22 protein-coding genes and 1 pseudogene are annotated in these 25,528 nt (G+C 42.8%); 11 read left to right on the plus strand and 12 right to left on the minus strand.

Translation table 11 applies throughout. From position 1 onward, the window contains the following. Position 1 precedes the first annotated feature (1 nt). Positions 2 to 1,423 carry a hypothetical protein gene (locus OQX61_RS17075; protein ID WP_265843004.1) on the plus strand — a complete coding sequence of 474 codons (1,422 nt, stop codon included), beginning with the start codon at positions 2 to 4 and terminating at the stop codon, positions 1,421 to 1,423. 28 nt (positions 1,424 to 1,451) lie between these two features. Then, positions 1,452 to 2,555, plus strand: coding sequence for a tail fiber domain-containing protein (locus OQX61_RS17080; RefSeq protein WP_265843005.1), 1,104 nt, complete (start codon positions 1,452 to 1,454; stop codon positions 2,553 to 2,555). Between the two features lie 109 nt (positions 2,556 to 2,664). Here the strand turns inward: OQX61_RS17080 and OQX61_RS17085 are convergent, their stop codons facing one another. Continuing rightward, positions 2,665 to 4,743 carry a S9 family peptidase gene (locus OQX61_RS17085; RefSeq protein WP_265843006.1) on the minus strand — a complete coding sequence of 693 codons (2,079 nt, stop codon included), beginning with the start codon at positions 4,741 to 4,743 and terminating at the stop codon, positions 2,665 to 2,667. A gap of 156 nt (positions 4,744 to 4,899) precedes the next feature. On the opposite strand from OQX61_RS17085, the gene OQX61_RS17090 reads away from it, so the two are divergent. The 5 genes from OQX61_RS17090 to OQX61_RS17110 all read left to right on the plus strand — a co-directional run bounded on the left by OQX61_RS17090 (position 4,900) and on the right by OQX61_RS17110 (position 8,429). Continuing rightward, complete coding sequence (locus tag OQX61_RS17090) at positions 4,900 to 5,493, plus strand: TlpA disulfide reductase family protein (RefSeq protein WP_265843007.1); 594 nt, start codon at positions 4,900 to 4,902, stop codon at positions 5,491 to 5,493. 127 nt (positions 5,494 to 5,620) lie between these two features. After that, a complete protein-coding gene (locus OQX61_RS17095) occupies positions 5,621 to 6,028 on the plus strand; it encodes a hypothetical protein (protein WP_265843008.1) in 408 nt (135 codons plus the stop codon). A 33-nt stretch (positions 6,029 to 6,061) separates the two neighbouring features. Then, a complete protein-coding gene (locus OQX61_RS17100; protein WP_265843009.1) occupies positions 6,062 to 6,655 on the plus strand; it encodes a penicillin-binding protein activator LpoB in 594 nt (197 codons plus the stop codon). A 25-nt stretch (positions 6,656 to 6,680) separates the two neighbouring features. Further along, on the plus strand, positions 6,681 to 8,117 hold the full coding sequence (locus tag OQX61_RS17105; protein ID WP_265843010.1) for a hypothetical protein: 1,437 nt from the start codon (positions 6,681 to 6,683) through the stop codon (positions 8,115 to 8,117). A gap of 36 nt (positions 8,118 to 8,153) precedes the next feature. Further along, positions 8,154 to 8,429, plus strand: coding sequence for a hypothetical protein (locus OQX61_RS17110; protein WP_265843011.1), 276 nt, complete (start codon positions 8,154 to 8,156; stop codon positions 8,427 to 8,429). Positions 8,430 to 8,518: 89 nt separating this feature from the next. On the opposite strand, the gene OQX61_RS17115 is transcribed toward OQX61_RS17110, so the two are convergent. From OQX61_RS17115 to ruvX, 9 genes are all read right to left on the minus strand, one after another. Continuing rightward, a complete protein-coding gene (locus OQX61_RS17115) occupies positions 8,519 to 10,060 on the minus strand; it encodes a YifB family Mg chelatase-like AAA ATPase (protein WP_265843012.1) in 1,542 nt (513 codons plus the stop codon). Positions 10,061 to 10,207: 147 nt separating this feature from the next. Next, on the minus strand, positions 10,208 to 11,548 hold the full coding sequence (gene ffh / locus OQX61_RS17120) for a signal recognition particle protein (RefSeq protein ID WP_265843013.1): 1,341 nt from the start codon (positions 11,546 to 11,548) through the stop codon (positions 10,208 to 10,210). Positions 11,549 to 11,632: 84 nt separating this feature from the next. Beyond that, complete coding sequence (locus OQX61_RS17125; RefSeq protein WP_265843014.1) at positions 11,633 to 12,655, minus strand: DUF3078 domain-containing protein; 1,023 nt, start codon at positions 12,653 to 12,655, stop codon at positions 11,633 to 11,635. Between the two features lie 71 nt (positions 12,656 to 12,726). Next, positions 12,727 to 13,062, minus strand: coding sequence for a hypothetical protein (locus OQX61_RS17130; protein ID WP_265843015.1), 336 nt, complete (start codon positions 13,060 to 13,062; stop codon positions 12,727 to 12,729). Beyond that, positions 13,059 to 13,826, minus strand: coding sequence for a hypothetical protein (locus OQX61_RS17135; RefSeq protein WP_265843016.1), 768 nt, complete (start codon positions 13,824 to 13,826; stop codon positions 13,059 to 13,061). The genes OQX61_RS17130 and OQX61_RS17135 overlap by 4 nt, the downstream gene beginning before the upstream one ends. Positions 13,827 to 13,874: 48 nt before the next feature. Beyond that, positions 13,875 to 14,768 carry a glucosaminidase domain-containing protein gene (locus tag OQX61_RS17140; protein ID WP_265843017.1) on the minus strand — a complete coding sequence of 298 codons (894 nt, stop codon included), beginning with the start codon at positions 14,766 to 14,768 and terminating at the stop codon, positions 13,875 to 13,877. Between the two features lie 17 nt (positions 14,769 to 14,785). Further along, positions 14,786 to 15,469, minus strand: a complete 684-nt coding sequence (locus tag OQX61_RS17145; RefSeq protein ID WP_265843018.1) for a glucosaminidase domain-containing protein — start codon at positions 15,467 to 15,469, stop codon at positions 14,786 to 14,788. Positions 15,470 to 15,472: 3 nt separating this feature from the next. Beyond that, a complete protein-coding gene (locus OQX61_RS17150) occupies positions 15,473 to 16,108 on the minus strand; it encodes an O-methyltransferase (RefSeq protein ID WP_265843019.1) in 636 nt (211 codons plus the stop codon). A gap of 82 nt (positions 16,109 to 16,190) precedes the next feature. Continuing rightward, positions 16,191 to 16,604: a Holliday junction resolvase RuvX gene (ruvX, locus tag OQX61_RS17155; protein WP_265843020.1), complete on the minus strand. Its 414-nt coding sequence runs from the start codon at positions 16,602 to 16,604 to the stop codon at positions 16,191 to 16,193. A gap of 50 nt (positions 16,605 to 16,654) precedes the next feature. On the opposite strand from ruvX, the gene OQX61_RS17160 reads away from it, so the two are divergent. From OQX61_RS17160 to OQX61_RS17170, 3 genes and pseudogenes are all read left to right on the plus strand, one after another. Further along, a complete protein-coding gene (locus OQX61_RS17160) occupies positions 16,655 to 17,803 on the plus strand; it encodes a DNA polymerase III subunit delta' (protein WP_265843021.1) in 1,149 nt (382 codons plus the stop codon). A gap of 2 nt (positions 17,804 to 17,805) precedes the next feature. Then, positions 17,806 to 18,918: pseudogene (gene ricT, locus OQX61_RS17165) on the plus strand (regulatory iron-sulfur-containing complex subunit RicT); the annotation flags it as partial. A gap of 604 nt (positions 18,919 to 19,522) precedes the next feature. Continuing rightward, entirely contained in the window at positions 19,523 to 19,978 is a 456-nt protein-coding gene (locus OQX61_RS17170) for a gliding motility lipoprotein GldH (protein ID WP_265843022.1), read from the plus strand. A gap of 32 nt (positions 19,979 to 20,010) precedes the next feature. Here the strand turns inward: OQX61_RS17170 and OQX61_RS17175 are convergent, their stop codons facing one another. Both OQX61_RS17175 and murF read right to left on the minus strand, forming a co-directional pair. Then, positions 20,011 to 20,895 (minus strand): DUF6266 family protein, encoded by an 885-nt coding sequence (locus tag OQX61_RS17175; protein WP_265843023.1) that lies wholly within the window; start codon positions 20,893 to 20,895, stop codon positions 20,011 to 20,013. A 427-nt stretch (positions 20,896 to 21,322) separates the two neighbouring features. Then, positions 21,323 to 22,639 carry a UDP-N-acetylmuramoyl-tripeptide--D-alanyl-D-alanine ligase gene (gene murF / locus OQX61_RS17180; protein WP_265843024.1) on the minus strand — a complete coding sequence of 439 codons (1,317 nt, stop codon included), beginning with the start codon at positions 22,637 to 22,639 and terminating at the stop codon, positions 21,323 to 21,325. Between the two features lie 88 nt (positions 22,640 to 22,727). Between murF and OQX61_RS17185 the strand changes: the two genes are divergently transcribed. Then, entirely contained in the window at positions 22,728 to 25,232 is a 2,505-nt protein-coding gene (locus tag OQX61_RS17185) for a M14 metallopeptidase family protein (RefSeq protein WP_265843025.1), read from the plus strand. The last annotated feature ends 296 nt before the right edge of the window (positions 25,233 to 25,528 follow it).

The raw sequence follows: 25,528 nt of genomic DNA on the forward strand, positions 1-25,528 counted from the left end.
TATGCAAATCAAACAAAAACGAAGAGATTATTGGATCAGATGTGCGATGGTTGCGATGGGGTTTGTGCTTTTTGCCCCGAAACAGGGAGCAGCACAATTTGTGGGCAATCCGCTGATTCCGGTTCCGGGATCAGTAATCATTTATACCAATGATGCGAAGGGTGGACATCATCAGGTACCAACTCTCGCAGATCGGGATAAGCTGAGCCCTTTGAGGCGCCAGCCGGGGATGCTGTGTACCGTAATGGATGATGGTACCGGGAAAACAAAAACCTATCAGTTGATCTGTGCAGATGTGCCGGTAGAACTGGAAAATAATGCCAACTGGGTGTTGTTCTCCTCTGGTGCCGGGGCTGCCGGAAATAACCTGATTTACGGTGCCGGAATACCCATTGCAGCAACAGGAAAAACAGGCGATTTTTATGTGAACACCACAGATCAGACGCTTTTCGGTCCGAAGAAAGAAGATGCCACATGGCCGCCTCTTTTATTACAGGGAGCTATTGCCGGTGCTGCCGGTGGTGATTTAACGGGTACCTATCCGAATCCTTCGATTGCGGAAAAAGTAATTAGCGCAGCGCATATAAAATCCGATGCCGCGGATCAGGTGATGGTCAGTAATGCTGAGGGCTCAGTAACCTGGGTAGATAAAGCAACGTTGGGCGGCGGCGGAAGCGTTGGTCCTTTCAATGGAACCCGACCAATTACCGGGGGGTATTATACTGGTGTAAATCCTGGAACCAACGACCTTGCCAAATGGATTGAAGCGGTATTTTATCCTTCTCTGGGACCTTCGGCCAGCTTAACCAGTAGTCCATCGGGTACGATAGAAATGGGGCCGGCGGGTAATACTTCCGTTTCCCTGAACTGGACGGCCGGAAGAGCAATGGAGACTGCAGAGATTACCAGTATCAATGTAGAAGGACAGGAAGTTTTAGGGACCTCTCCGGCTCCTGGCGGCACTAGCAGCGGAACGGTTAGTGTACAGGTTACGGTAGCAGGAACCGACAATCAGTCTAAATTATTTAACATGACAGTAAAAACGGCCGACAATAAAAGCAAGCAAGCAAGTACTAGCTTAAACTTCCAGTGGAAGCGTTATTATGGCTTCGCGAATGGAGGAGAAGACGGGGAAAGCTTTGCACCAAGCGATGCACAAATTCTTTCGCTGGCCCATAATGAATTTGGAAGCGGAGCGGCAGTTTCTAATAAGGCTGCGAGTCCTACAGGGCGCCAGAAGTTAGTGATTGCCTATCCTTCAGGTTGGGGTGGATCTAAAATCGTGGTCGGCATTCTGGACTCTACCGGTGCTTTTGAGCGAACTACGAGGTCCTTTAGGAATGCCGCTGGTGGAGTCACTAATTATGTGATTTATGTGCAGAGAGACAATACCGCAGCAGGTTTAACTTTTACCATTCAATAGTCCCCATCATTCCAAATCTGAAACAGCAATGAAGAGTTTTGAAAACGTAATTAAGCATATTGAAATGGGAATGGACCGTTTTGTGGCGGTAAGGAAAAGCACTGAAACAACAATGAAAAGTTTTGAAATGGCAGCGAAGAATAAGGATACATCTACAAAGAGAATTGAAGTATCAACGAAGAATTTTGAAAATTATATACCAATGAAAGCGATTTATACATTTTGTGTATTCCTGTGTATGGCCTCATTTTCGGCTGTCGGTCAAGTGAAAGTAATCGGTGCCCTGGAGCCAAATGACCTGACGGATAAATATTCGACCCATAGTGACATCTATGGTAAAGGAGGTTTCAGGTCGGTGGCCAACAATAGCGAAAGAGATGAGATTACCCCCGCCAGACGCTCTGTGGGGATGTTGGTTTATTCCATCCAGGAAGAAAAGTTTTACCAGCTGAAAGCCGGCATTACGAACAGCAACTGGGTAGAAAGTCAGATGGGTGGCGGTACCGGCGGCGGTGGAACGGGCATCCTTGCCCTTGAAAAAGGTGGGACAGGTGCCGCGACTGCTGAGGAAGCAAGAGTTAACCTTGGACTGGGCACACTCGCCATTCAGAATAAAGATGCGGTGGAAATCACCAACGGTGCAATCGATGGTACACTGATCGGTAATTCTACCCCTGCACAGGGAAAGTTTACGACCCTTGATGTAAACTCAGAACTAACGGTAACGGGACAGGTGATTGTGAACGGGGACATTAAGGCTTCCGGTGATGTGACTGCAAATTCGGATATCCGCCTGAAGAAGAATATTGTGACGCTGCCTCCGGTTTCTGAACAGCTGAGAAGACTTCATGCGGTATCTTACGACCGCCGTGATGTAGACTTGCACCAGATCGGTTTTATCGCACAAAATGTGCAGGAATTCTTCCCTTCCTTAGTGAAGGCAGATGGTGATCAAAAGAAAACCCTTTCTTTAAATTATCAGTCAATGACCGTTCCTTTATTGAAAGGATGGCAAGAGCATGATGAGGAAATTGCGGTTCAGCAAAGGGAATTGAAAACCCTGAAATCAGAAGTAGAAGAATTGAAAAAGGCTGTTGCGGAATTGAAAGAACTGCTGAAAGCGAAGAAATAACCGCAAGAAATACGGTTCCTGCAAAATTAGCAGGCAAATGAGAAATAATATTAAAAGGCCGTTTCCCCTGTTAACCAGCGGAAACGGCCTTTGCTTTTATCCCTTTCAGTTATTTATTAATCCCTTCCAGGGCAAATAAGAACGAGTAATTCAATGCGATATCTTTCAGGTAATCGAACCTGCCGGATGCACCACCATGGCCAAAGTCCATATCTGTTTTAAGCAGCAACACATTTTTATCTGTTTTGGTGGCTCTTAATTTCGCTACCCATTTAGCCGGTTCAAAATACTGCACCTGACTATCATGCAGACCGGTGGTCACCAACATATTTGGATAAGCTTTTTTCTCAATATTTTCATAAGGAGAATAGCTTTTCATATAATCATAAGCGGGTTTTTGCTTCGGATTGCCCCATTCATCAAACTCATTGGTGGTTAATGGAATGCTTTCATCCAACATCGTGTTGATCACATCGACAAAAGGAACCTGAGCAATGATTCCATGCCACATATCCGGCGACATATTGATCACCGAACCCATTAATAACCCACCGGCACTACCACCCTGAGCATATAAATGACCTTTACCGGTAAACTTCTGATCGATCAGGTATTGTCCGCAATCAATGAAATCGGTAAAAGTGTTTTTCTTTTTCATCAGTTTTCCATCCTCATACCATTGCCGGCCCATTTCCTGACCTCCGCGAATGTGTGCAATAGCATATACAAAGCCTCTGTCCAGCAAACTTAACCTGCTGCTGTTGAATGTTGCATCCATACTGGCGCCATAAGAACCATACGCATACAATAATAAGGGCGCATTGCCATCCTTGTTAAATCCTTTTTTATAGACCAGAGAAACCGGAACCGGGGTGCCATCTTTAGCCTTCGCATAAAGGCGCTCCGAAACATAATCATGCTTATCATAACCGCCCACCACTTCCTGCTGTTTCATCAGCTGCTGTGTTTTGGTGTCGATGTTGTAATCAAAAGTAGAAGTCGGCGTGGTTAGCGAAGAATAGATATAACGTAGCGTTTTACTTTGATAATCTGGATTTGCACCCACTTGCGCCATATAAGTCGGCTCTTCAAAACCGATATGAAATGCAGCGGCTTTTAGCGGGCGAACCTCCAGTTGTGTCAGGCCGTTTTTACGTTTGGTCACTACAATATGGGTTTTAAATTCATCCACACCTTCCAGTAAAATATCTTTGCGGTGCGGAATAACCTCCTTCCAGTTTGCCCTGTCGGACTTATCCAGCGGACATTCCATCAGGCGGAAGTTTTTCGCCTCCCAATTGGTTAGAATTAAGAATTTATCATCTAATGGGATCACATCATACAACACATCTTTTACCCTTGGCTGAAAAACTTTGAATGCTTCATTGGGTTTATCCGCATCCAGAATCCTCATTTCATTTGATTGTGTGGCTTGTGAATAAATGAAAAGATACTTGCCGGATTTTGACTTGCCTACCCCGATATAATTAGACTTGTCTTTTTCCTCATAGACGGTCTCATCCAGTTTAGCATCTGTATTCAACACATGTTTTTTAATCTTTTCACTCAGTAAAGTTTCCGGATTTTTTGCCGTGTAGAAAATGGTTTTATTGTCGGCGGCCCAGGTGGCATCACCCTCGGTATTTGGTATGGCATCTTTGAAAAGCTCCCCTGTTTCCAGGTTTTTTACATGGATCACATACTGGCGTCTCGAGACTTTATCTACACCAAAAGCGAGCATTTTATTGTCCGGGCTGATGGTAAAGCCAGTCGCGGAATAATAAGGCAGGCCTTCTGCCAGCTGATCCACATCTAATAGAATCTCTTCTTTGGCCTCCAGACTACCTTTCTTCCTGCAGTATTTATAATATTGTTTGCCCTCTTCACTTCTGGTATAATAGAAATATCCATTTTTAAAAACAGGAACCGACTCATCTTTTTCCTTGATACGACCTTTCAATTCTTTAAAAAGATCTGCCTGAAGTTGTCTAGTTCCAGCCATCATGGTATCCAGGTATTTGTTCTCCTCAGTCAGGTATTCGACTACTGCCGCACTGTCTTTACCTTTTTTAAAGTAGTCAATCATCCAGTAATAATTGTCCACCACCGTATCACCATGAATAGTTCTGATATGAGGTTTAACTTCCGCTACCGGTGGGGTAGCATTTGGCCATTTATAGGGTTCCATTTTTTGTGCTTTGTTTGTACAGGACAAAGCTACGCTGAGTAACAGTAATCCCGGAAGAGTTTTTTTTATCATAAGTTAGTAAAGGTTCAGGCATATTCTATACAAAATAGATTAATTTCTTTAATTTGGGGTGATTCCAATTAAAGATTTGTCGAGATGAGAAAGGTGTTCAATAAAAGCAATGTGATAAATGTCCTGTTGGGCGGCTTGATTCTGGTGGTTCTTTTTGTACCATCAGCGAAGGCGTTAATGATTCAGGGACTGATGAAAGTGGGTTTGTTTGCACCGGATACCAGCATCGAACATAGAAAGGTTACGGAAACTGAACAGACACCAGTTCTGGCGGGAATAAAGTTTAAAGATGCTTCCGGAAAAGAGCTGGATCTGGGCGATTTAAAAGGGAAAGTGATCTTCCTGAATTTCTGGGCTACCTGGTGCCCTCCATGTCTGGCAGAAATGCCTTCGGTAAATAAATTATATGAGCAATTTAAAACGGATGCAGAGGTAGTTTTCATTATGGTTGATGCAGATAGCGATTTTCCGAAAGCAAAGAAATATATGGATAGAAAAGGATACCAGATGCCGGTTTATGCGGTTGCAAGTCGTATTCCTCAGCAGCTATTTGCAGGATCATTGCCTACAACGGTAGTGTTGGATAAGCATGGCCGGATCTCTTACCATGAGGTTGGTGCTGCGGATTATGCGAACAAAAAGTTTGTCGACTTTATAAAACAATTAAAGGCAGACTAAAGCCTAAACATTAACATTTTTTAACGTTATAATGGCAGTTAAAAACTGCTTCATGTTTACCTTTGTATAGCTAAATGATTGGCATAAATGTTGTCCTATTCCTTACGTCAGATAAAAACATAAAAAGATGAAACGAAATTTGATATTTATCTTAGGTTGCATCACCAGTCTTGTTTATTCTACGATGAGTTATGCGCAAAAAACAGGACTCGTTCATGACCAGAATCCAGGGTATCGGGAAAGCCGCGCAAAATATATGAGCCTGGCAGATTCTTTAAACCTGAATCAGGGTAGCACGGTTCAAAATACTTATAAAGCTTACGATTGGTATACGGCCAGAGAAGAACGCCGTCAGTTGCGCAGAGAAAGAAATAACAGCGACTGGTATAGCCCTTACGACTATAACGGCGGGTATTATTATCCTTCTTTTAATTATTATCCTGAATTTGGCTATTCTTTAGGCTTAGGATATGGGCATTATGGCCGCCATGGAGGTTTTAACATTGGCTTCAACAGACATTGGGGACGCTGGTAAGCTACAACAATAGAAAATTTATTTTTTAAATATATGCAGTTCAAAAAGATAATAACCTTAGTGGCGATTGCCGCTTCTGGAATCATGATCAGTTCTTGCTCCAGACAAGTTACCCGCGTAAATCCAGATCAAACGATCGACATTAGCGGTAATTGGAACAATACAGATTCCAGATTGGTTGCCGGAGAAATGACTCAAAGTATTTTGGGAAGCAAGTGGTTACCGGAATTCTTAGAAGCCAAAGCCGGAAAGAAACCAGTAGTTGTAGTGGGTGTGGTGACCAATAAGAGCCATGAGCACATCGATGCGGAGACTTTCGTTAAAGATGTAGAGCAGGCTTTTATCCAAAGTGGACGCGTAAGATTGGTTCAGGGTGGTAAAAAGAGAGAAGAACTACGTGCTGAAAAAGCAGATCAGCAAGACAATGCTTCCGTATCAACGATGAAGAAATTCGGACTGGAAAACGGCGCAGATTATATCCTTCAGGGGTCAATCAATTCTATTGTAGATTCGCACAAAAGACAAAAGGTAGTGTACTACCAGGTGAATCTGGAACTGACCGATATTCAGACCAATGAAGTGGTTTGGATTGGCGATAAGAAAATCACTAAATACGTTAAAAATTAGTCTGGCTTAACAGGCTAAATATAATATGGTTAATATCAAAAATTATACTTTTAGAGCATCAATCTTATTGGGATTGATGCTCTTTCTTTTTAGCTGCTCCAGCTATAATGAGATGATTGCGCCATATTATAAGCAAGTGGCTACCGGTAATTATCCGGAGGCGATGAAGGAGCTGGAAAAGAACAAACTATTGCAAAAACCGAGAAATAAGCTGTTGTTCCTGATGGAAAAAGGAAAAACCGCTCACCTGATGGGGGATTATGAAAATAGTAACCGCTACTTCAATGAGGCCGATCAGCTGTTGGAAAATGGACTGGGTGGTACAATGGATGCTGTGGTTGGTACTTTGGTGAACCCGATGAATCAGGTATATAAAGGAGAAGACTTTGAGAAGTTTATGATCCATTATTATAAGGCGCTGAATTATGTGTACCTGGGTAAACCGGAAGATGCGATTGTGGAAGCAAGACGTATCGGGCTACAATCGCAGGAACAAGATGATAAGTTCAACAATAAGGACAACCGCTATGCTAAAGACGCATTTTCTTTAATGCTTCAAGGCTTGATTTATGAGTATGATGGCGATATGAACAATGCCTTTATTGCCTATCGTAATGCTGCGGAAGTTTACCTGAACAGCAAAGACCAAAAGTATTACGGGACACCGATGCCGGAAGAGTTGAAAAAGGATGTTCTCAGGACTGCTGCCGCAATGGGATTTACCGCTGAGCTGAATCGCTTTGAAGAGCTTTTCAAACTCAAATACACTCCGGAGAAAGCGCCGGAAGGTGGCGAACTGGTGTTCTTTTGGGAAAATGGACTGGCGCCGGTAAAAGCGCAGGAAGAGTTTTTCTTTTCTTTGGTAAAAGGAGAAGATGGCAATTTGTTTTTTACCAATGTGGGCGGAACGATCATCATTCCTTTCGGCAATGGTTATGGCAGCGGAGACAATTTTAATGTCAATGCGATCCAGAGTTTAAGGGCTACCTACCCGAAATATGTGAGTCGGGCGCCGTTTTTTAGCAGCGCAGCCTTAACAGATGGAAACACAACGGTTGGCTTTGAACAAGCCGAAGATATCAATGAATTGGCGTATAAAACCTTACAGCAGCGTTTCGTAAAGGAAATGAGTAAGCTTTTAACCCGCCTCGCAGTGAAGAAAAGCGCGGAATATGTGTTGAAGGAAAGCTCGAAAGGAACGGGAAAGAATGGGAAAGACAACAATCTGCTGGAAGGGCTCGGGTTTGGCGTTCAACTATACAGCCTGCTTTCTGAGAAAGCAGATACCAGAAACTGGCAGTCTTTACCCGCTACCATCAACTATGCACGAATCCCTTTGCAAAAAGGAAAAAATACCATTACGCTGAAATTAAAAGCATCGAATGGAACAGAAGAAACAAAAATAATAGAAGTGACAGGTACAGGAAGGTTGCAGTTTTATAACTACTCCACCTTGCGCTAGTCGCGATGATCAGATCAATAAATTAGAATAAAAATTATGCAAGAGCCTTTTGATATTGAAATAGGGGATGTGAGTTACGCGGTTTTTCCAGAAGGAAATGATACCTATGTAATTTTTAAAGAAGGTAAAGAATACGTCCATATTCAAAAAGATACTGACCTTCAATGGTTGAAACTGGATGAAGAAACAGCGCTCCCTTTATTCGAAATCGATGAAGAAATCAATAATATCGGTAGAGAAATTATGGCTTATGTGCCGGAAGTAGAAGAGGAAGACGAAGAAGGCGAAGAGCAGGACGAGGACGAAGCATAGTAAGCACTACGCTTTCATGTTCATTTTTATAGGTGTTTACTATTTAGGGAACACCTATAAAAATGTTTGTGATCTTTTATCTGTCGCTTTTAAGAGGCCCAGCTATCACGGTCCAGACTGCGGTAATTAATTGCTTCCGCTAAATGTTCCGCTCTGATGTCCTCGGTTCCGGCCAGGTCTGCGATTGTTCTGGCTACTTTTAAGATCCTGTCGTAGGCCCTGGCAGATAAACCCAGCCTTTCCATGGCTTTTTTAATCAAGGCCTGGCCTTTCTTATCTATCTGACAAACCTGCCGCACCATTCCCGAATTCATCTGCGCATTGCAATGCAGATCTGGTCTTCCCTGGAAGCGTATCCCCTGAATCGTTCTTGCGGCAATCACCCTTGCTCTGATGCGCTCACTTTTTTCGGCAGCGGCCGAAGAGGTTAACTCCTTAAAATTTACCGGTGTCACTTCCACATGGAGGTCTATCCGGTCCAGCAAAGGGCCGGAAATCTTACTCAGGTATTTTTGTACCAGACCGGAGCCACAGGTACATTCTTTCGTCGGGTGGTTGTAGAAACCACAAGGACATGGGTTCATGGAGGCGATCAGCATAAAACTTGCCGGGTAACTCACACTTAATTTCGCTCTGGAAATGGTAATATTTCTATCTTCTAAAGGCTGACGCATTACTTCCAGTACGCTTCTTTTAAATTCAGGCAGCTCATCGAGGAACAGTACCCCGTTATGAGCTAAGGAAATTTCTCCGGGCTGAGGATTTGCGCCGCCACCCACCAAAGCGACATCCGAAATCGTATGATGCGGACAACGATAGGGGCGACTCGTCATGAGTGCATCCAATGCATTCAGCTTTCCGGCTACGGAATGGATTTTAGTCGTTTCCAGCGCTTCCGGAATGCTCAATGGGGGTAAAATACTGGGCAGTCTCTTTGCCAGCATCGTTTTCCCGGCACCAGGCGGACCAATCAGAATTAAATTATGGCCACCGGCAGCCGCAATTTCTAAAGCCCGCTTGATATTTTCCTGACCCTTGACCTCAGAAAAATCATACTCAAAACCTTCTGGTAAAGGTAAAACGCCGGTTGTGGTATCCAGCAGCGTATGCGCGGGCTTATCCTCAGGGTGCTTAAAAAACGCGACCACCTCCATCAGGTTGTTCATTCCATATACCAGCAATTCGGTTACGATTGCTGCTTCTCTGGAATTGTCTTTGGGGAGTATAAAACCTCTGAATCCCGCCGCATGCGCCTGTATGGCTATCGGCAAGGCACCTCTGATCGGCTGTAATCCGCCGTCTAAGGAAAGTTCTCCCATAATGAAGTACTTATCGGTGTCTGTGGCTTCAATTTGCCCTGAGGCCGCGAGAATGGCGATGGCAATAGGAAGGTCGTAGGCAGAACCTTCTTTACGGATATCTGCGGGAGCGAGATTGATCACAATCTTCTGCCTGGGCATTTTTAACCCGGCCGACTGGATCGCAGTTTCTATCCTTCTTAAGCTTTCTCTGATCGTGTTATCCGGCAGGCCAACAATATGGTATTTGTTGCCGCCGCCAATGCAGACTTCAATTGTAATGGTGAGGGCATCGACGCCAAAAACAGCGCTTCCATAAGTTTTTACCAGCATAGCTAACAGATCAGGTTCTGGTCTAATCTATGCGCATAACCTATATGGTGGTTGGAATCGGGTAAATAAAACGTAAATAAAAAACCCGGCCTTGAAGGACCGGGTTTTCCGTATTTATCAAAAAATATTCTTTTTAAAGCGCTAAACCTACATTCTGCCCATTGGCATTTTAGGCATGTTCTTCATCATTTTCGCTGCTGCTGCAGGATTAGAGAACTGCTTCATTACTTTACGCATATCTTCAAACTGTTTGATCAGTTTCGTAACATCTTCAACTTTGTTTCCGGAACCTTTAGCAATCCTTGCGCGTCTGCTCTGTTCAATGCTATCCGGGTTTTCGCGTTCAAATTTGGTCATCGACTGAATAATGGCTTCTACATTTTTAAAAGCATCATCTTCGATCTCCACATTCTTCATCATTTTGCTTACGCCAGGAATCATGCCCATCAAATCTTTCATGTTACCCATCTTCTTGATCTGCTGAATCTGGCTGTAGAAATCGTTGAAATCGAACTTGTTCTTACGGATCTTCTTTTGAAGTTCTGCGGCTTCTTTCTCATCAAACTGCTCTTGTGCACGCTCAACAAGGGAAACCACGTCACCCATACCCAAGATACGTGAAGCCATTCTTTCCGGATAAAATACATCCAGGGCTTCCATTTTCTCACCGGTACCAATAAATTTAATCGGCTTGTTCACTACCGATTTAATCGATAATGCCGCACCACCACGGGTATCACCATCCAGTTTGGTTAACACCACACCGGTAAAGTCTAACCTTTCATTAAATGTTTTTGCCGTATTCACCGCATCCTGTCCGGTCATGGCATCCACAACGAAAAGAATTTCGTGTGGTTTTGTATGTTCTTTTACGGCAGCGATCTCATTCATCATCTCCTCGTCTATTGCTAAACGACCTGCCGTATCAATAATAATTACATTGTTGTGGTTCTTTTTACCTTCAGCAATACCTTCCATCGCGATAGCTACCGGATCTTTCGACGCGATATTCGCATATACAGGCACCCCAATCTGCTCCCCAAGGATCTGCAACTGGTCTACCGCCGCAGGGCGATACATATCACCTGCAACCAATAAAGGTTTTTTGCCTTTACTTTTCAGGTAATTGGCCAGTTTTCCGGCGAAGGTAGTTTTACCTGCACCATTCAGTCCGGCGATCAATATGATGGTAGGATTGGTTTTAAGATCTAACTCTGTCACTTCACCACCCATTAAGGCAGTCAGCTCATCGTTCATTACTTTGGTCAGCAACTGACCTGGAGAAACAGCGGTAAGTACATTTAAGCCCAGTGCTTTTTCTTTCACATCATCAGTGAAGCTCTTGGCTGTTTTGTAATTTACGTCGGCATCTAACAAAGCCTTACGGATTTCTTTCATGGTTTCGGCCACGTTGATTTCTGTAATACTGCCTTGTCCTTTTAAAACTTTAAATGCACGGTCTAGTTTATCCTGTAAATTTTCAAACATTTTCTTTAATGCTTAGTGTTCAATTTTTTGTGAAAGCCAAAGTTATTAAATTTGGCGGAATGAATGGGGAATAATTGCAAAGTATTACCTCGGGAAAACAAACATCACGCCGAGGGCGAGTGTCTGACTTGCCTGGATTTTTGGATTTGTATCTTTATCTAACAAACCAACACCATTTATACTTACATTCATCAGTCTGTTTAGCTTAGAAGTTAAGGTGATATCCAGACGGTGATCTATGTTCGACAGTGCCCTGTCGTAAGGAATAAACATCTGATACCTTGCCTTCAGCATTGTATTTGTAAAAATTTCTTTCTCAAAATTACTCACTATCTGGAAAGCCAGCTCATTTCTGAATGTTTTTCCTTTAGGCACCCCATAATTAGATTCACTGCGGTTCACCGAATCAGGCGGGGTGATAAACAATTCCTCTGGTGCAAGAACGAAGGTTTGTTTGGCAGTACCTGTACCAATCCGGGTAGAGAAATACTTATTTGGCTTATACTCAAAACCCATGGATTCTGTTAAATAACCAGGCGACATAAACTTGGAGATCAGAATCTCCCTTTCTACGCCTGCTGCATCATTGAAATATTTAAATCCATTGTCAAATTGAGATTCAAAGTTGATGGAACCGAAGAAATACCAATTTTTTGAGAGCTGAATAGCGGCTTTATTGTCCCAGAATATACGATCTCTCGTCTTTTTCTGAAGCTGTCCTTTATTTCTTACCTTTCCATATTCCAGGATCAGTTCACTCACATAACTTAAGTTTTCTTTACTATATTCTGCTTTATAATTGACTAAGCCACCTAAAGCAATGGAGTTTACTCCACCACCGGTCCAGTTATTGGAAAAGGAAGCCTGTGAGAAATTGATGCCTACAGAAGTTCTGGTTTTCCAGTAATTCACTTTCGCGTTTACTACAATCGGAGCAAGCGCTACCGGCTTGAAATTCAGGTTCCCCGTTCTGGAAGGCAGGGGACTGCGTTTAAGTTTGATGTCTAAACCTTTAGTATCGATAGGGATGCTATCTACTTCCTGAGCAAATGCGGAATTTAGGGACACGACTAAAGTCAATAAGAAGCTGACGTAAAAAATCTTCATTCCTACAAAGAAAAACAAAAATGTTGCTTATTAAAAGTTTAATAGCAAACTAATTGCAGATGCTGAGGTAATTACGGCTTTTCGGCACGATAAGGCCACCAGGAAAAGAACTTACGTCTCTTTAAATAGCTCAAATTCCGCTCATTGGCATAGGCTTCCCGCTCAAACCGGATGTTGAAGTAGGCCAGATAGTGATTTTTGTAGCGATAAAGGTTCAGCAAATAGTTCAGTCCATACAAAATATAGAAGGGAATGATCAACAGCTCCAGTTGCTGGCGCAGGTGAATGCGCTCATGGTTGATTAAGATTGGATCGCTCTTTTGATTTTTATGTTGAAGAATGATAAAGGGAAAGATGGCCATGGCATTGGCAGACATCCGGGGCCATATCACAAAGAAATACCTCAAAACTGATCAATCGTTAATTTTGGTAGTGGCTGAAGCCGGAAAGCGGCCGGATTTCGCTTATAACTCGCATAACTATTTTTCAGGAAGACCACAAAAGCATAATCAGATGCCGTTAATGCAAACTGATAAGTCGGGCGGTACTGCTGCATAAAATCTGCGGCTTCATAATCACCGATATGGAGTACTCTTTTGACATATTCCGGCTTAAACCGATAGTCAATAATTGCTTCTTTGTAATCTTTTTCGAGGATCTTTTGCAGGTGTCTCGCATTCTTGCCATCGCGGCTCAGCAGGTTGTAAATCGCATCAATACCCAATCCTACGCCTCCGGTTCCCAGATTCAACAGGTCTTTAGCTTTACCCTTATCCAGGGCATATTTGTATTCTTTTAAGGTTAGTTCATGGCGCTGCTGAGGAGTATACTTTTCTCCGAGAATGGCTACTTCCCTCAGGTTGATACCCAAAGATTTCAATTGAAAATAAACGGCTTTCTGACCTTTATAGACCATCGTATCCAGGGCATAACCTTGCAAAACGGCAAATAACGTGTCGCCAACAGCGGCTTTGATGGTAAATTCCCCTTTGGTATTGTTGTAAATACCTTCATCCTGACTGGAATTATAGATGTAAACCTTTGCCAGTCGTAATTTAGACTCCTTGTCAATCACAAATCCCCGCACACCCGGTTGCTGAACAACTGCCTGCTGTGCAAAAATGTTAAAACTTAGGAAAGAAAGTAAAAAGAATAAACCTAACCGTTTCATTAAATACAAAATTACAAGATATCCAGCGCTCCGGATTAAAGATTAACATTATTTAACTAAGATCAGTTTTTGTCCGATTTTAATTCCTTCTTCCGGAAGGCTATTTAGCGTTTTAATGTCCTCAATGCTAATATTGAATCTTTTGGAAAGGTTATAAAGGGTGTCTCCTTTTTGTACGGTATAGGTTCTGCCGAGACCCGAATTGTCTACAGGCTCTGATCCTGCAACTACGGTTCCTGTGGTGTCCGTTGGCGTTTTAATCACCTGCTTAGAAGGTGGAGTCGCTACCGGCATAAATTTTTTCTTTTCCTGAGTGATGCCCGCGTTGATTTCTGAAAACACCTTGTCTTCTCTTCTCAATTTCTCTCTTTCTGTTTCCGACTGATCATATTGATTCAGCTGGTATTTTTCAATGATATTGATCAACATGGCCGGATACTTAGGATTGGTGGCATAACCGGCTTTTTTTAGTCCGTAAGCCCAGTTTTTATAGTCATTCTTGTCCAATTCAAAAAGAAAACTGTAGCGTTTTCTTTTGAGAAACTGCGAATGATCTTTATAAGATTCTCTCGCATCTTTATACACGCGGAAGCAATCGTCACTTTTATCGTCATCTTTATAATAAGCTTTTCCTTTCCATTCAGAAGTACATTTAATGCCAAAATGGTTGTTGGCAAATTTCGCCAGACTGCTGTTCCCGCTACCGGATTCAATAATGCCTTGTGCCAGGGTAATACTGGCAGGGATTCCGAAAGCATTCATCTCTTCAATAGCCACTCCTTTAAACGACTCAATGTAGTTTAAAGTGGTATAAGAAGGCATATTTGGATTTGCTTTAGTCGCCGCTTTCTCTATTTGTTTGTTATTGCGACTGTATTGTTTGGTTTTACAGGCAAAGAATAAAGGGAGGATCAGGGCAAGGAGTACTATTCTACTTTTCATTAGAAAGTTATTGTTCATTAGATTCTTATTTTTTGTCCGGGTTTCAGGCGTATGCTCTTCAGTCCGTTCTTTTTCATAATTGCTTTTGTACTGGTATGGTAACGTTTGGCGATGGTACTTAAATTATCGCCGCTTTTTACGGTATATCTTCTTCCTGAGGCCGTCGAAGCCCTTTTTTTAGGGGTGTTTGACACTACCACTGCGGGTTCTACATAATCTTCCGGTCTTTCATCATATTGGTAAAGTTCGTATTTTTTGATGAGACCAACGATTTGCGAGGTCCAGGAGCGACTGGCGGCATAGCCTCCACGGTGGATTCCTCTGGCCCAGGCGCGGTAATCATACTGATCATATTTGTCGAAAAGTGGGTTAAAAGTGGCCCTGCTTTTCAAAAACTCAATAAAATGATCATAAGAAGCTTCCACGGATTCATAATCTTTATAGGCGGAGCGGATTTCCGTATTGTTGTTGGGCCCCTTAATCCCGAAATGATTGTTCATGTAACGGGCAATTTTGCTTTGTCCGGAGGCCGATTCATGAATGGCAACGGCGATGATGACGCTGGCCGGAATGCCATTGTCGCGCATGAGCTCCTGTGCGTGATCTACGCGCTCTGCAATATAATCTTCTGTACTTTGGGCCTGCGCAGCAACACTAAAAAGCGTGATGCTGAGCAAAATCGACCATAGTTTTTTAACCATATTTTATTTTTTTCTGATGATAAACAGTCCGTCCCTAATGGGGAGGATCAGTTTTTCTACACGGTCGTCTGCCGCTATTTTATCATTAAATGTACTTATATTTTTAGTTCCTTTATCCTGATCCGGGTTCAACACTTTTCCACTCCAAAGCACATTATCTACGATAATCAGTCCTCCGGGACGTATACGGTCGAAAATCTGGTCGTAATAAGTACCGTTATTTTTTTTATCGGCATCAATAAATACCAGGTCAAAAGTCTCGTCCAGTTCGTTAATCGTTTGCGTGGCATCCCCTAAAATGTAGCGGATTCTTTCCGGCTGAGGTGCAGCGGCAAGGTTACGGATCACCATTTCTTCCAGCTCTTCATTCTTATCGAGCGTATAAATAATCCCACCTGCTGTGAGACCTTCTGCCAGGCAGATGGTCGCATATCCGGTGAAAGTACCGATTTCTAAAATCCTTGACGGACTGATCATTTTGCTTAAAAAGCTCAACACGCGACCTTGATAATGGCCGGAAATCATTCTCGGCATCAATACTTTAAGGTTGGTTTCCCTGTCTATTTTCTTCAGTAAATCCGATTCAGGTTCGCAGTAATTGAGCAGCAATTGCTGCATATCGTCATTAATCAGGCTCATAATTTATTTGTTCAGCATTCTTATTCTTATCATTTGATCTGTTGTGCAATTTGATCTGTGGTGTAAAAAAGGAATTGCACTATTAACGGGGCTGTTCCATAAAATATTGCAGGATGATAGTTGCTGCAATGGTATCCACGCGATCTTTGTCTCTTCGGTCTTGTTTTTTAAGGCCACTCTGCATGATGGTTTGATGGGCCAGTTTAGAGGTAAAGCGCTCATCGATCCAGAACTGAGGGATATCCGGGAAGGTTCTCCGTAAGATTTTCGAAAAACCTTTCACATGTTGCTTCGATTCAGAAGGTGTACCGTCCATTTGTATGGGATCTCCAAGAACAAAGGCTTCCACGGCTTCTGTAAGCATATATTTTTTCAGGTATTCGATGATGTCTTTCGGGTGTATGGTATCCAGACCGGTGGCAATAATTTGCAGGGGGTCTGTAACGGCAATTCCGATCCGTTTTGTTCCGTAATCAAAAGCTAGAATTCTAGGCATAAATGCAAATATGCAAATCAATAATCTAAAAATTTGTTATTTTGCACCAAATGCAATTTAAAGACATCATCGGACAGGAACAGATAAAGGCACAGTTGGTACAAACCGTTGCCGAAAACAGGGTGAGTCATGCCCAGTTATTTCTGTCTACTGAGGGGAGTGGTGCTTTACCCCTGGCCATCGCTTATGCGCAATACATCAATTGTCTTGATAAGCAGGATGATGATAGCTGTGGGGTATGTTCTTCCTGCCGGAAGTACGAGCGCTATATCCATCCCGATCTGCATTTTTCCTATCCTTTTTTCGCTTCCAAAGATGCCAGAATTGCCGTTGATGTGATCGACGAGTGGCGCAGCATGTTGCTGGAAGATCCATATTTCGACATGGAAATCTGGCGTTCTAAACTGAATGCGGAGAATAAACAGGCCAACATCAACATTGCCGAATGTCATGACATTATAAAAAAACTGAGTTATAAAGCTTTTGAAGCGGAGACAAAGGTGCTGATCATGTGGCTGCCTGAATATTTGGATAGAGAGGGGAATTCTTTGCTGAAAATCATTGAGGAACCGCCTGCAAATACCTTATTCCTCTTGGTGGCGAATAATCAGGAGCAGATTTTATCTACCCTGTTGTCGCGTACGCAAATTGTGAAGATTCCGAAGTTGTCGCATGAGACGATTGAAAACTATCTGACGGAGAAACATGGAATGCCGGAAGAGCAGGCCGCAGAATATAGCTTCCTGGCGGATGGAAATCTGATTGAAGCGAAATTATTATTAGCCAATACCCAAAACGGCAATGCCGATAAATTTGCGGAATGGCTGAGGATGGGTTATGGCAACCGGGTGCTGGAGCTGACTGCTTTTGTAGATCAGGCCGCAGGTTGGGGTAGAGAGAATCAAAAGAATTTTTTAAAATACGGGATTAACTTTTTGAGGGAATGTAGCCTCCTGCTGAGTGATGCAGAAGTGCTGGTAAAACTGCCCGCAAGAACATTAGAAACTGCAAAAAAGCTAAGCGAAAAGGTGTTGGATTTACCGATGGCGGAGGCCATTATCCAGGAACTGGAACGCGCTCATTACCATATTGAAAGGAACGCAAACCCTAAAATTCTGTTTTTAGATGTATCTTTACAATTGGTAAAAATAATTAAGTTTAAAACGCTCCCGAAAGGGACTCACTATATATACAATTAACTATGGGATGTGGAAGTTGTTCTACAGGTGGCGGTTGCGCCCCCTCGGGCTGCAAAAGTAATGGCTCATGCCTTACCGGAGGCTGTCAGAAATTAGAAGTTTACGATTGGCTGTCGAATTTAGACATGCCCTCAAATTATATACCGTTTCAAGTAGTAGAAGTTAAATTTAAAGGTGCAAGGAAGGAATTTTTCCTGAACAACGACAACATCTATCTTGAAATTGGTGAATTAGTGGCCGTAGAAGGCCCTACAGGTGGTTACGACATAGGTCACGTTTCTCTTACCGGAGAATTGGTGCGCATGCAAATGAAACGTCGTAAGACCCCGATCGATCAGGTAACCAGAAAGATTTACAGAAAAGCAACAGAAGCAGATGTAGAGAAATGGAAACTGGCAAAAGGTCTGGAATGGGAAACCATGCATAAGGCCCGTACGCTGGCTTTAGATTTACGTTTGTCGATGAAAATCTCTGATGTAGATTACCAGGGTGATAAAACCAAGGCAACTTTCTTTTATACTGCGGAAGGGCGTGTAGATTTCAGGGAGCTGATCAAGAAAATGGCGGAAACGTTCAGAATCAGGATCGAAATGCGCCAGATTGGAATGAGGCAGGAAGCCGGAAGATTGGGCGGAATCGGCTCTTGTGGTCGTGAACTGTGCTGTTCTACCTGGTTAACGAATTTTAAAACGGTATCGACTGCTGCTGCAAGGTATCAGAACCTGTCGTTAAACACCTTGAAGCTTGCCGGACAATGCGGAAAGTTGAAATGTTGCTTAAACTATGAGCTGGATACGTACCTGGATGCCTTAAAAGATATTCCGGATCGTATTGAGAACCTGCAAACGGAAGTTGGCGTTGCCCGTCACCAGAAGACTGATATCTTTAAGAAACTGATGTGGTTCAGCTATCCAAATATGGAAGACTGGATTCCATTGAAAGTGGATCGTGTGAAAGAGATCATGGCCATGAATAAAAAAGGTTTGAAACCGAATAATCTAAAAGAGGAAGCGGTAGAACTGGTTTCGAATACGGCGGTTGAGAAGATCCCGGATTACGAGAATGTTGTTGGTCAGGACAGCTTAACGCGGCTGGATGACAAGCCTAGAAATAAAGGCGCACGCAACAATAACAATAGAAACAGCGCGCCACGTACTGGCGAGCAAAGAGCAAATAATAACCCTAACAGGGGAGATAAAACGGCGAGACCGGAGAAACAGGGTAGACCTGGACAAGCACCAAGACCACGTCCTGAAGGTAATAAAAGTGCGCCTTCGGGTCAGAATGCACCTAATGCACAGCCAAAAGCACAAGGTACAGCTCCAAATACTGCGCCTGCTAAAGCGCAGCAATCGGGTGGTAATGCAGGTCAGGGTCAGACAGCTGGTAATAGCGGTCAGCAGAAAGGACAAAACAGGGGGCCTGCTAAAGTTGCGGGAACTCCTGCTGATAAAGCTACCGGAACCCCTAATGCAGGACAGGCAAAAGCCCCGGCTAAGCCAAAAGCTCCAGGGCAACCGAAAGCACCGGCACAGCCAAAAGGACCAGCAAACACAGCTGAAAATACAGGAGAAACATCAGCTACGGGTGCATCAGCACCAGCGGCAGATGGGACAACTCCAGCTGCAAAGCCAGGTCGCAACAATAGGAACAGAAATAATAACCGCAGAAAAAAACCAACGGATAAGCCTGCAAATGAATAATTTTAAAGCAGTTTTAATGCTAATTACGGGTATCACAACCACTCTTTTGAGCGGTTGTGATACCAATAATGTGATTGACAATAATGTTTCTATGCCCTCCAGAAACTGGAGCTATGACCATAAAGTAAAAGCGGTAATCGATATTACCGATAGCAGCAAGCCCTATAATATCTATTTCAAGCTTCGCCATACCGCTAATTATGGCTATTCCAATATCTTTGTTTTAATGCACCTTGGTAAGCAAGGCGTAAAAAAGGAAAGCAGACGCTATGAATACCGTCTGGCACAACCTGATGGGCAATGGAATGGCGCCGGTTCAGGCAACCTTTACACCTATACTTTACCCTTACTAACCAATTATAAGTTCCCTTCCCCGGGAAAATATGAGTTGGAACTGGAGCAAAATATGCGCGATAATCCACTGAAAGAAATCAGTGATGCCGGGATAAAAGTCTCTGCTATTGTGCCATAAAACCATATCTATCTTTAGTAATCAGCAGGCTTTTAGGAATCTGGCTCTGTTCGGTCCGGTTCTTTAGGAATCCTACGCATTTTTGATTTAAGGTTTAAAAATTCAGCCTCAAGGCGTATAAAGGCCTTGTCTTCAGTTCTTGTGCCTGATTTTATCTCTTCCAGTTGCTGTATATAGCTGTTAGTGACCTCTATAAATCGGGATTTTAAGTCGCTGATTACCTTTTCTTCTTCTTTTTTGGCCTTCATTTCCAGAATTTCTACGGGTATTTCTGCAATCTCTTTCTCGTTTAGCAGTCCAAGGTAGGTGCTGTCTGAAATAGAGGTCCCATCGGCGCTTTTAAGGCTCATATAAACCGCCATTGCCGATTCCAGATACTCCTCGTCCATTTCTATAAAGTGAGCACCTTCGCTTCTCTTTGCTGCATTTAAGAATTGATCCGCCTTTTTTGTGCCGGTGTAATAAATCAGGATCATTACCTGATCATCATATTCTTCCGCTTTATATTTTAGCTTCGGATCCCAGGTAAATTGAAGCCCTGTTGCCGTTTTTTGAACCTGCATATCCGTAATTTTGGATAAGTCGCCCTGACTGAGGATTACTTTGGAGTAATCGACCCGAATGTTTGGGTAAACACCTTTTAACGCATGTTTCTTATGGTAAGCGGTGGCCAGGTTGTGCGGATTTTTATCGGTCCCTTTGGCTTGTAGTCCATAGCCGAGATTGATGAACTTAAGCATCGGCCTGAGCAGTTTCATTGTGACTGACATCGCCTGACGATTTGCCATTTGCAACTCGTTTTGCGGTCCGGGCTTGCCGTTACGCCTGAAAATGGTTTTTCCATTTAAAGGATAGATAACGAAGTCTCCGATTTTTCCACGGGGTATCCCCAGGACAGTGTTTGTAAGTGTAGCCATGATCTTTGTTTAATTGATTAAATTTATTTGTTTAACTGTAAGTAAAGAAACAATTTAATTGTTGCATAAGTTTGCTTTAATCAAAACAAAACAGAGGTTGTGGTTTTGTTTGCTGGAATAAAAGAAGGAGACTGAGGTGTTCTTATCCCGGTTTTAAAAGGGCATCTGGCCCTGCAAGGCCCCGCCAACCCCCCGGCAAAACAGGGGCAAGGCTCCGGGAGCATCAACCAGAATAAGCAGGGTTTCAGTACCGTTTTTTTTAAAAAAATTCTTTCCGGGTTCACCGGATGACCAGGGAAATGAGCTGCTTTTTCAGTAAAACAGTCAATAAAGACAAGAGGATACTTGCCTGTTTCGCGAGGATTTGATCTGAATCAGGTTAATTGATGCTACCCTGTTCCTGTAAAAGCATCAATTGCTCCTGCTTTTACAAGAGCGGAAGCAACTGTTCTAATGCCATACCTCTGGAGCCTTTCAATAACACCAGGCTATCTGTAATCGATTCCCTGGTGAGGAATTCCTTTGCTTCGGCTGGACTTTGGAAGAAATGACCTCTATGCTGTCCCTTTTCCTCAAAAAAGTGCTTTCCGATGAAAATAAGGGTGTTTACATGGGTGTTTTCTGCTTCCGATATGATCAGTTGGTGCTGTGCAGCGGCTTCGTTGCCCAACTCAAACATATCTCCAATGATGACTACTTTTTTATCCGCAGAAAGCGACTCTATATTGGCCAGTGCAGCAATCATACTGCTTGGATTGGCATTGTAGAAATCACAGATTACGGTGTTTTTATCAGTTTTACTCAGTTGTGAGCGGTTGTTTTTTGGTTGATATCCGGATAATCCGGCATTGATCTGTGCAGGAGTTAGTCCGAAGAAATGACTGATTACGATAGCAGCAAGGATGTTTTCAAAGTTGTAAGCACCGGTAAGCTGAGTATGCACCTGATAGTTTTTCCCCTGATGACTTTCTCCCTCAGCGCTCCAGGAAAGTTCCAGAAAAGGATCTGTTTTTAATAGCGTACCTGAAATGGTATTGTTCGCTTCTGTGCCATAATACACGGTTTTTGTTAAATCAGCGGCGGCCGTCATTTCCAATAAATAAGGGTTGTTGCGGTTGATGAACGCGGTACCATCATGTTTTTTCAGGTAAGTAAAAAGCTCTGCTTTTCCTTTTTTAACGCCTTCAAAACCACCAAATCCATCCAAATGTGCCATACCTACATTGGTAATCAGGCCATGTGTAGGCTGTGCAAGTTCACATAAAAATTCTATCTCTTTCTGGTGATTTGCACCCATTTCTATGACGGCAATCTCTGTTTCTTCCGTTAAAGAAAGTAGGGAAAGCGGTACGCCAATGTGGTTATTGAGGTTGCCTTTGGTAGCAAAAGTCATGTATTTCTCAGAAAGAACCGCGTTGATCAGTTCTTTCGTAGTGGTTTTGCCATTGCTACCGGTTAAGCCGATCACCGGAATGTTTAATTGTTCACGGTGGTATTTGGCCAGCTCCTGTAAAGCGGTCAACACATCAGGCACTAAAATACAGCGCTGATCAATTGAAAAATCAGGGTTGTCAATAACAGCATAGGCAGCACCTAGATTTAAAGCTTGGGCTGCAAAAGAGTTGGCATCAAAGTTTTCTCCTTTGAGGGCAAAAAACAGACAGTCTTTGGTAATGCTCCTTGTATCGGTGCATATCGTACGGTGGTTTAAAAAATGTTGATACAGGGAATTGCTGGCTGACATGTGCTTAAATCTAAATGATATGGTAAAATTACACTATGAAAGAGAAACAAAAAATATTCTTTAGTATTTTGGAGAATAAATCCTGATTATGAAATATTATTTGCTTTCATTTCTGTTGTTGCTGATTGGACTAAAGCCTGCGGAAGCGCAGCTAAGGTCGCCGGAAGAGTTTTTAGGATACCCATTAGGCAGTAAATTTACGCCTCATTATAAAGTGCTGGAATATTTTAAATATCTGGGAAGCACCAATAAAAACATCAAAATCCAGAAATATGGGAAGACTTATGAGGGCAGAGAACTTTTAGTCGCCATGATCTCTGCAAAAGATAATATGGACAATCTGGAGGGGATCAGGAAGCAAAACCTGAGCCTGAGTAATGCAGAGAAAAATAATGGGAATACAGAAAAACCCTTCATTAAAGGAAAGCAACCGGCTATTTTATGGCTGAGCTATAATGTTCACGGGAATGAGGCGAGTTCTACGGAAACCGCTTTAAAAATGCTGTTTACCCTCGCTGAGGCGAAATCTGTCAACGTTCAAAACTGGTTAAAGAATACGGTAGTCATCATTGATCCATGCCTGAATCCGGATGGCAGGGAACGATATCTGAACTTTTTCGGGTCTGTGACGGGCATTCAACCCAATCCAAACCCAATGGCCAGAGAACATATAGAACCCTGGCCGGGAGGGCGTTCTAACCATTATTATTTTGATTTAAATAGAGACTGGGCATGGCAATCGCAGGTGGAAACGCAGCAGCGACTGGATTTATACCAGGACTGGATGCCGGAAGTACATGTCGATTTTCATGAGCAAAGTTACAATGATCCTTATTATTTTGCGCCTGCAGCAGAGCCGATTCACCAGGATATTACCCCCTGGCAGCGGAACTTTCAGATTACGGTAGGGAAGAACAATGCGAAATATTTTGACCAGAATGGCTGGCAGTATTTTACGAAAGAACAGTTTGATTTATTATATCCTTCTTATGGGGACACCTATCCTTTATATAATGGGGCTATCGGGATGACTTATGAGCAAGGTGGTATTGGAGCCGGATTGATGGTGACCACAATTGACGGGGATACGCTGACTTTAAAAGACAGAATCGCCCATCATTTTACCACTGGAATGGCAACCCTTGAAACGGTTTCCAATCATGCGGATCAATTGGTTGAGGAATTTGGAAAGTATTTTGAAAAAGGATTAACCAATCCTCCGGGCGCTTATAAAAGCTTTGTGATCAAGGCTCAAAATCCTTACCGACTCGAAAAATTAGCAGGGCTTTTAAAGAAAAACCACATTCAATTCGCGTATGGGCTGGATAAAGAACTGACAGGTTATAGTTATGAAAACCGTAAAAGCGAACGTTTTAAAGTGGAGCGGAATGATCTGGTCATCAATTTAAACCAACCAAGAGCGGTATTGGCGAACGTGTTAATGGAGCCTCAAACTACGGTGAGCGACTCTAATACTTATGACATTACAGCCTGGGCATTGCCTTATGCTTATGGTTTACCTGCTTTTGCGATTGTAGAAACCATCAAGGGCCGCTTTGCTGAACCCGAAGAAAATAGGGAAGCTTTCCCGGTCGTACAGAAGCCATATGCCTGGATCTTTCCATGGTCGGGTTTGCCAGACGCGCAGCTATTGATGGAACTGCAAAAGGAAAATATTAAGGTTCGTATTGCAGAAGAGCCTTTTACCATTGCCGGACGCAAATTCGGATTGGGCTCCTTATTGGTGTACCGGACAGAAAATGAGCGGTTTATTCCAACGTTAACGGGAAAAATTGCCGCAATTGAGAAGAAAACTAAAAAGAGCTTTTATCCTGCAGCCAGTGGTTTTGTAGACCGTGGAAAGGATTTCGGTTCTTCAAGCTATCGGATCCTCAAAGTGCCGAAAGTGGCTATTGTAGCTGGTCCGGAGAGCTCAGCGTACAGCGTAGGGGAGGTTTGGCATTTCCTGGAACAGGAGCTAAATTATCCGGTAAACCTGATTGCCCTAAGGAATATTGAGAACATAAACCTGGATAAGATAAACGTGTTGATCCTACCTGATGGCAATTATCCGGTGGAAACGATGGATAAACTGGAGGATTGGATTAAAATAGGGGGAAAGGTGATTCTGTTGGAGGACGCCATTCAAAGTGTAACAGATTCCAGGCTTTTTGAGGTTAAAAAGAAGGAAGAGTTAAAAGAGGAAGAAATACTGATCAATCCTGCGCTATACGCGAACCGGAACTCCATAGATATGTCTGATGCCATCCCCGGAGCGATATTTAAAGTGCATTTGGATGCTGGTCATCCACTTTCTACCGGTTTGGGAACCTATTATTATGCATTGAAAACTGACGACCATATATATGCACCTTTAAATAGAGGTTGGAATGTAGGCATGCTCAAGTCAGACAGTTATGTGGCTGGTGTGGCGGGAAAGAAGGTGTTGAAAACCTTAAGTTCGGGGATGACATTAGGTGTGCAGTCTTTGGGAAAGGGGACCATAATTTACATCGGAACTAATGTATTATTCCGCTCTTTTTGGGAAAACGGGAAGCAATTATTCCTAAATGCGCTGTTTTTGGTCGACTAAATTCTCCGTTTTAACCAGTTTTTTTCCTAACGACGACTCCAATTCATGATTTTTGTTACAAACAATTTGCAATATAATTTTAATCTGTAAATCCAATTTAAAAATGGATTTACGTCCTCTAAGTCCTGACTAAGAAAAATTAAATTTGGAATAATCCATTTTCATAAAATTTAATCTGTTTTTGGTGTATAAAAAAACAGACAAATCTCTGTTTTTTTTGTCAGTAAAACGTCATTAAAGGTCGTTTGGGCGGTTTTTGATGAGCTACCGCTATCATGTTTTCCTATATTCAGGCC

Origin of the sequence: Pedobacter sp. PLR, from assembly GCF_026239675.1 — a bacterium.
GTDB lineage: Bacteria > Bacteroidota > Bacteroidia > Sphingobacteriales > Sphingobacteriaceae > Pedobacter.

Coding starts and splice junctions, on each gene's coding strand:
- OQX61_RS17075 (WP_265843004.1), top strand. CDS start 2: ATGCAAATCAAACAAAAACGAAGAGATTATTGGATCAGATGTGCGATG.
- OQX61_RS17080 (WP_265843005.1), top strand. CDS start 1,452: ATGAAGAGTTTTGAAAACGTAATTAAGCATATTGAAATGGGAATGGAC.
- OQX61_RS17085 (WP_265843006.1), bottom strand. CDS start 4,743: ATGGAACCCTATAAATGGCCAAATGCTACCCCACCGGTAGCGGAAGTT.
- OQX61_RS17090 (WP_265843007.1), top strand. CDS start 4,900: ATGAGAAAGGTGTTCAATAAAAGCAATGTGATAAATGTCCTGTTGGGC.
- OQX61_RS17095 (WP_265843008.1), top strand. CDS start 5,621: ATGAAACGAAATTTGATATTTATCTTAGGTTGCATCACCAGTCTTGTT.
- OQX61_RS17100 (WP_265843009.1), top strand. CDS start 6,062: ATGCAGTTCAAAAAGATAATAACCTTAGTGGCGATTGCCGCTTCTGGA.
- OQX61_RS17105 (WP_265843010.1), top strand. CDS start 6,681: ATGGTTAATATCAAAAATTATACTTTTAGAGCATCAATCTTATTGGGA.
- OQX61_RS17110 (WP_265843011.1), top strand. CDS start 8,154: ATGCAAGAGCCTTTTGATATTGAAATAGGGGATGTGAGTTACGCGGTT.
- OQX61_RS17115 (WP_265843012.1), bottom strand. CDS start 10,060: ATGCTGGTAAAAACTTATGGAAGCGCTGTTTTTGGCGTCGATGCCCTC.
- ffh (WP_265843013.1), bottom strand. CDS start 11,548: ATGTTTGAAAATTTACAGGATAAACTAGACCGTGCATTTAAAGTTTTA.
- OQX61_RS17125 (WP_265843014.1), bottom strand. CDS start 12,655: ATGAAGATTTTTTACGTCAGCTTCTTATTGACTTTAGTCGTGTCCCTA.
- OQX61_RS17135 (WP_265843016.1), bottom strand. CDS start 13,826: ATGAAACGGTTAGGTTTATTCTTTTTACTTTCTTTCCTAAGTTTTAAC.
- OQX61_RS17140 (WP_265843017.1), bottom strand. CDS start 14,768: ATGAAAAGTAGAATAGTACTCCTTGCCCTGATCCTCCCTTTATTCTTT.
- OQX61_RS17145 (WP_265843018.1), bottom strand. CDS start 15,469: ATGGTTAAAAAACTATGGTCGATTTTGCTCAGCATCACGCTTTTTAGT.
- OQX61_RS17150 (WP_265843019.1), bottom strand. CDS start 16,108: ATGAGCCTGATTAATGACGATATGCAGCAATTGCTGCTCAATTACTGC.
- ruvX (WP_265843020.1), bottom strand. CDS start 16,604: ATGCCTAGAATTCTAGCTTTTGATTACGGAACAAAACGGATCGGAATT.
- OQX61_RS17160 (WP_265843021.1), top strand. CDS start 16,655: ATGCAATTTAAAGACATCATCGGACAGGAACAGATAAAGGCACAGTTG.
- OQX61_RS17170 (WP_265843022.1), top strand. CDS start 19,523: ATGCTAATTACGGGTATCACAACCACTCTTTTGAGCGGTTGTGATACC.
- OQX61_RS17175 (WP_265843023.1), bottom strand. CDS start 20,895: ATGGCTACACTTACAAACACTGTCCTGGGGATACCCCGTGGAAAAATC.
- murF (WP_265843024.1), bottom strand. CDS start 22,639: ATGTCAGCCAGCAATTCCCTGTATCAACATTTTTTAAACCACCGTACG.
- OQX61_RS17185 (WP_265843025.1), top strand. CDS start 22,728: ATGAAATATTATTTGCTTTCATTTCTGTTGTTGCTGATTGGACTAAAG.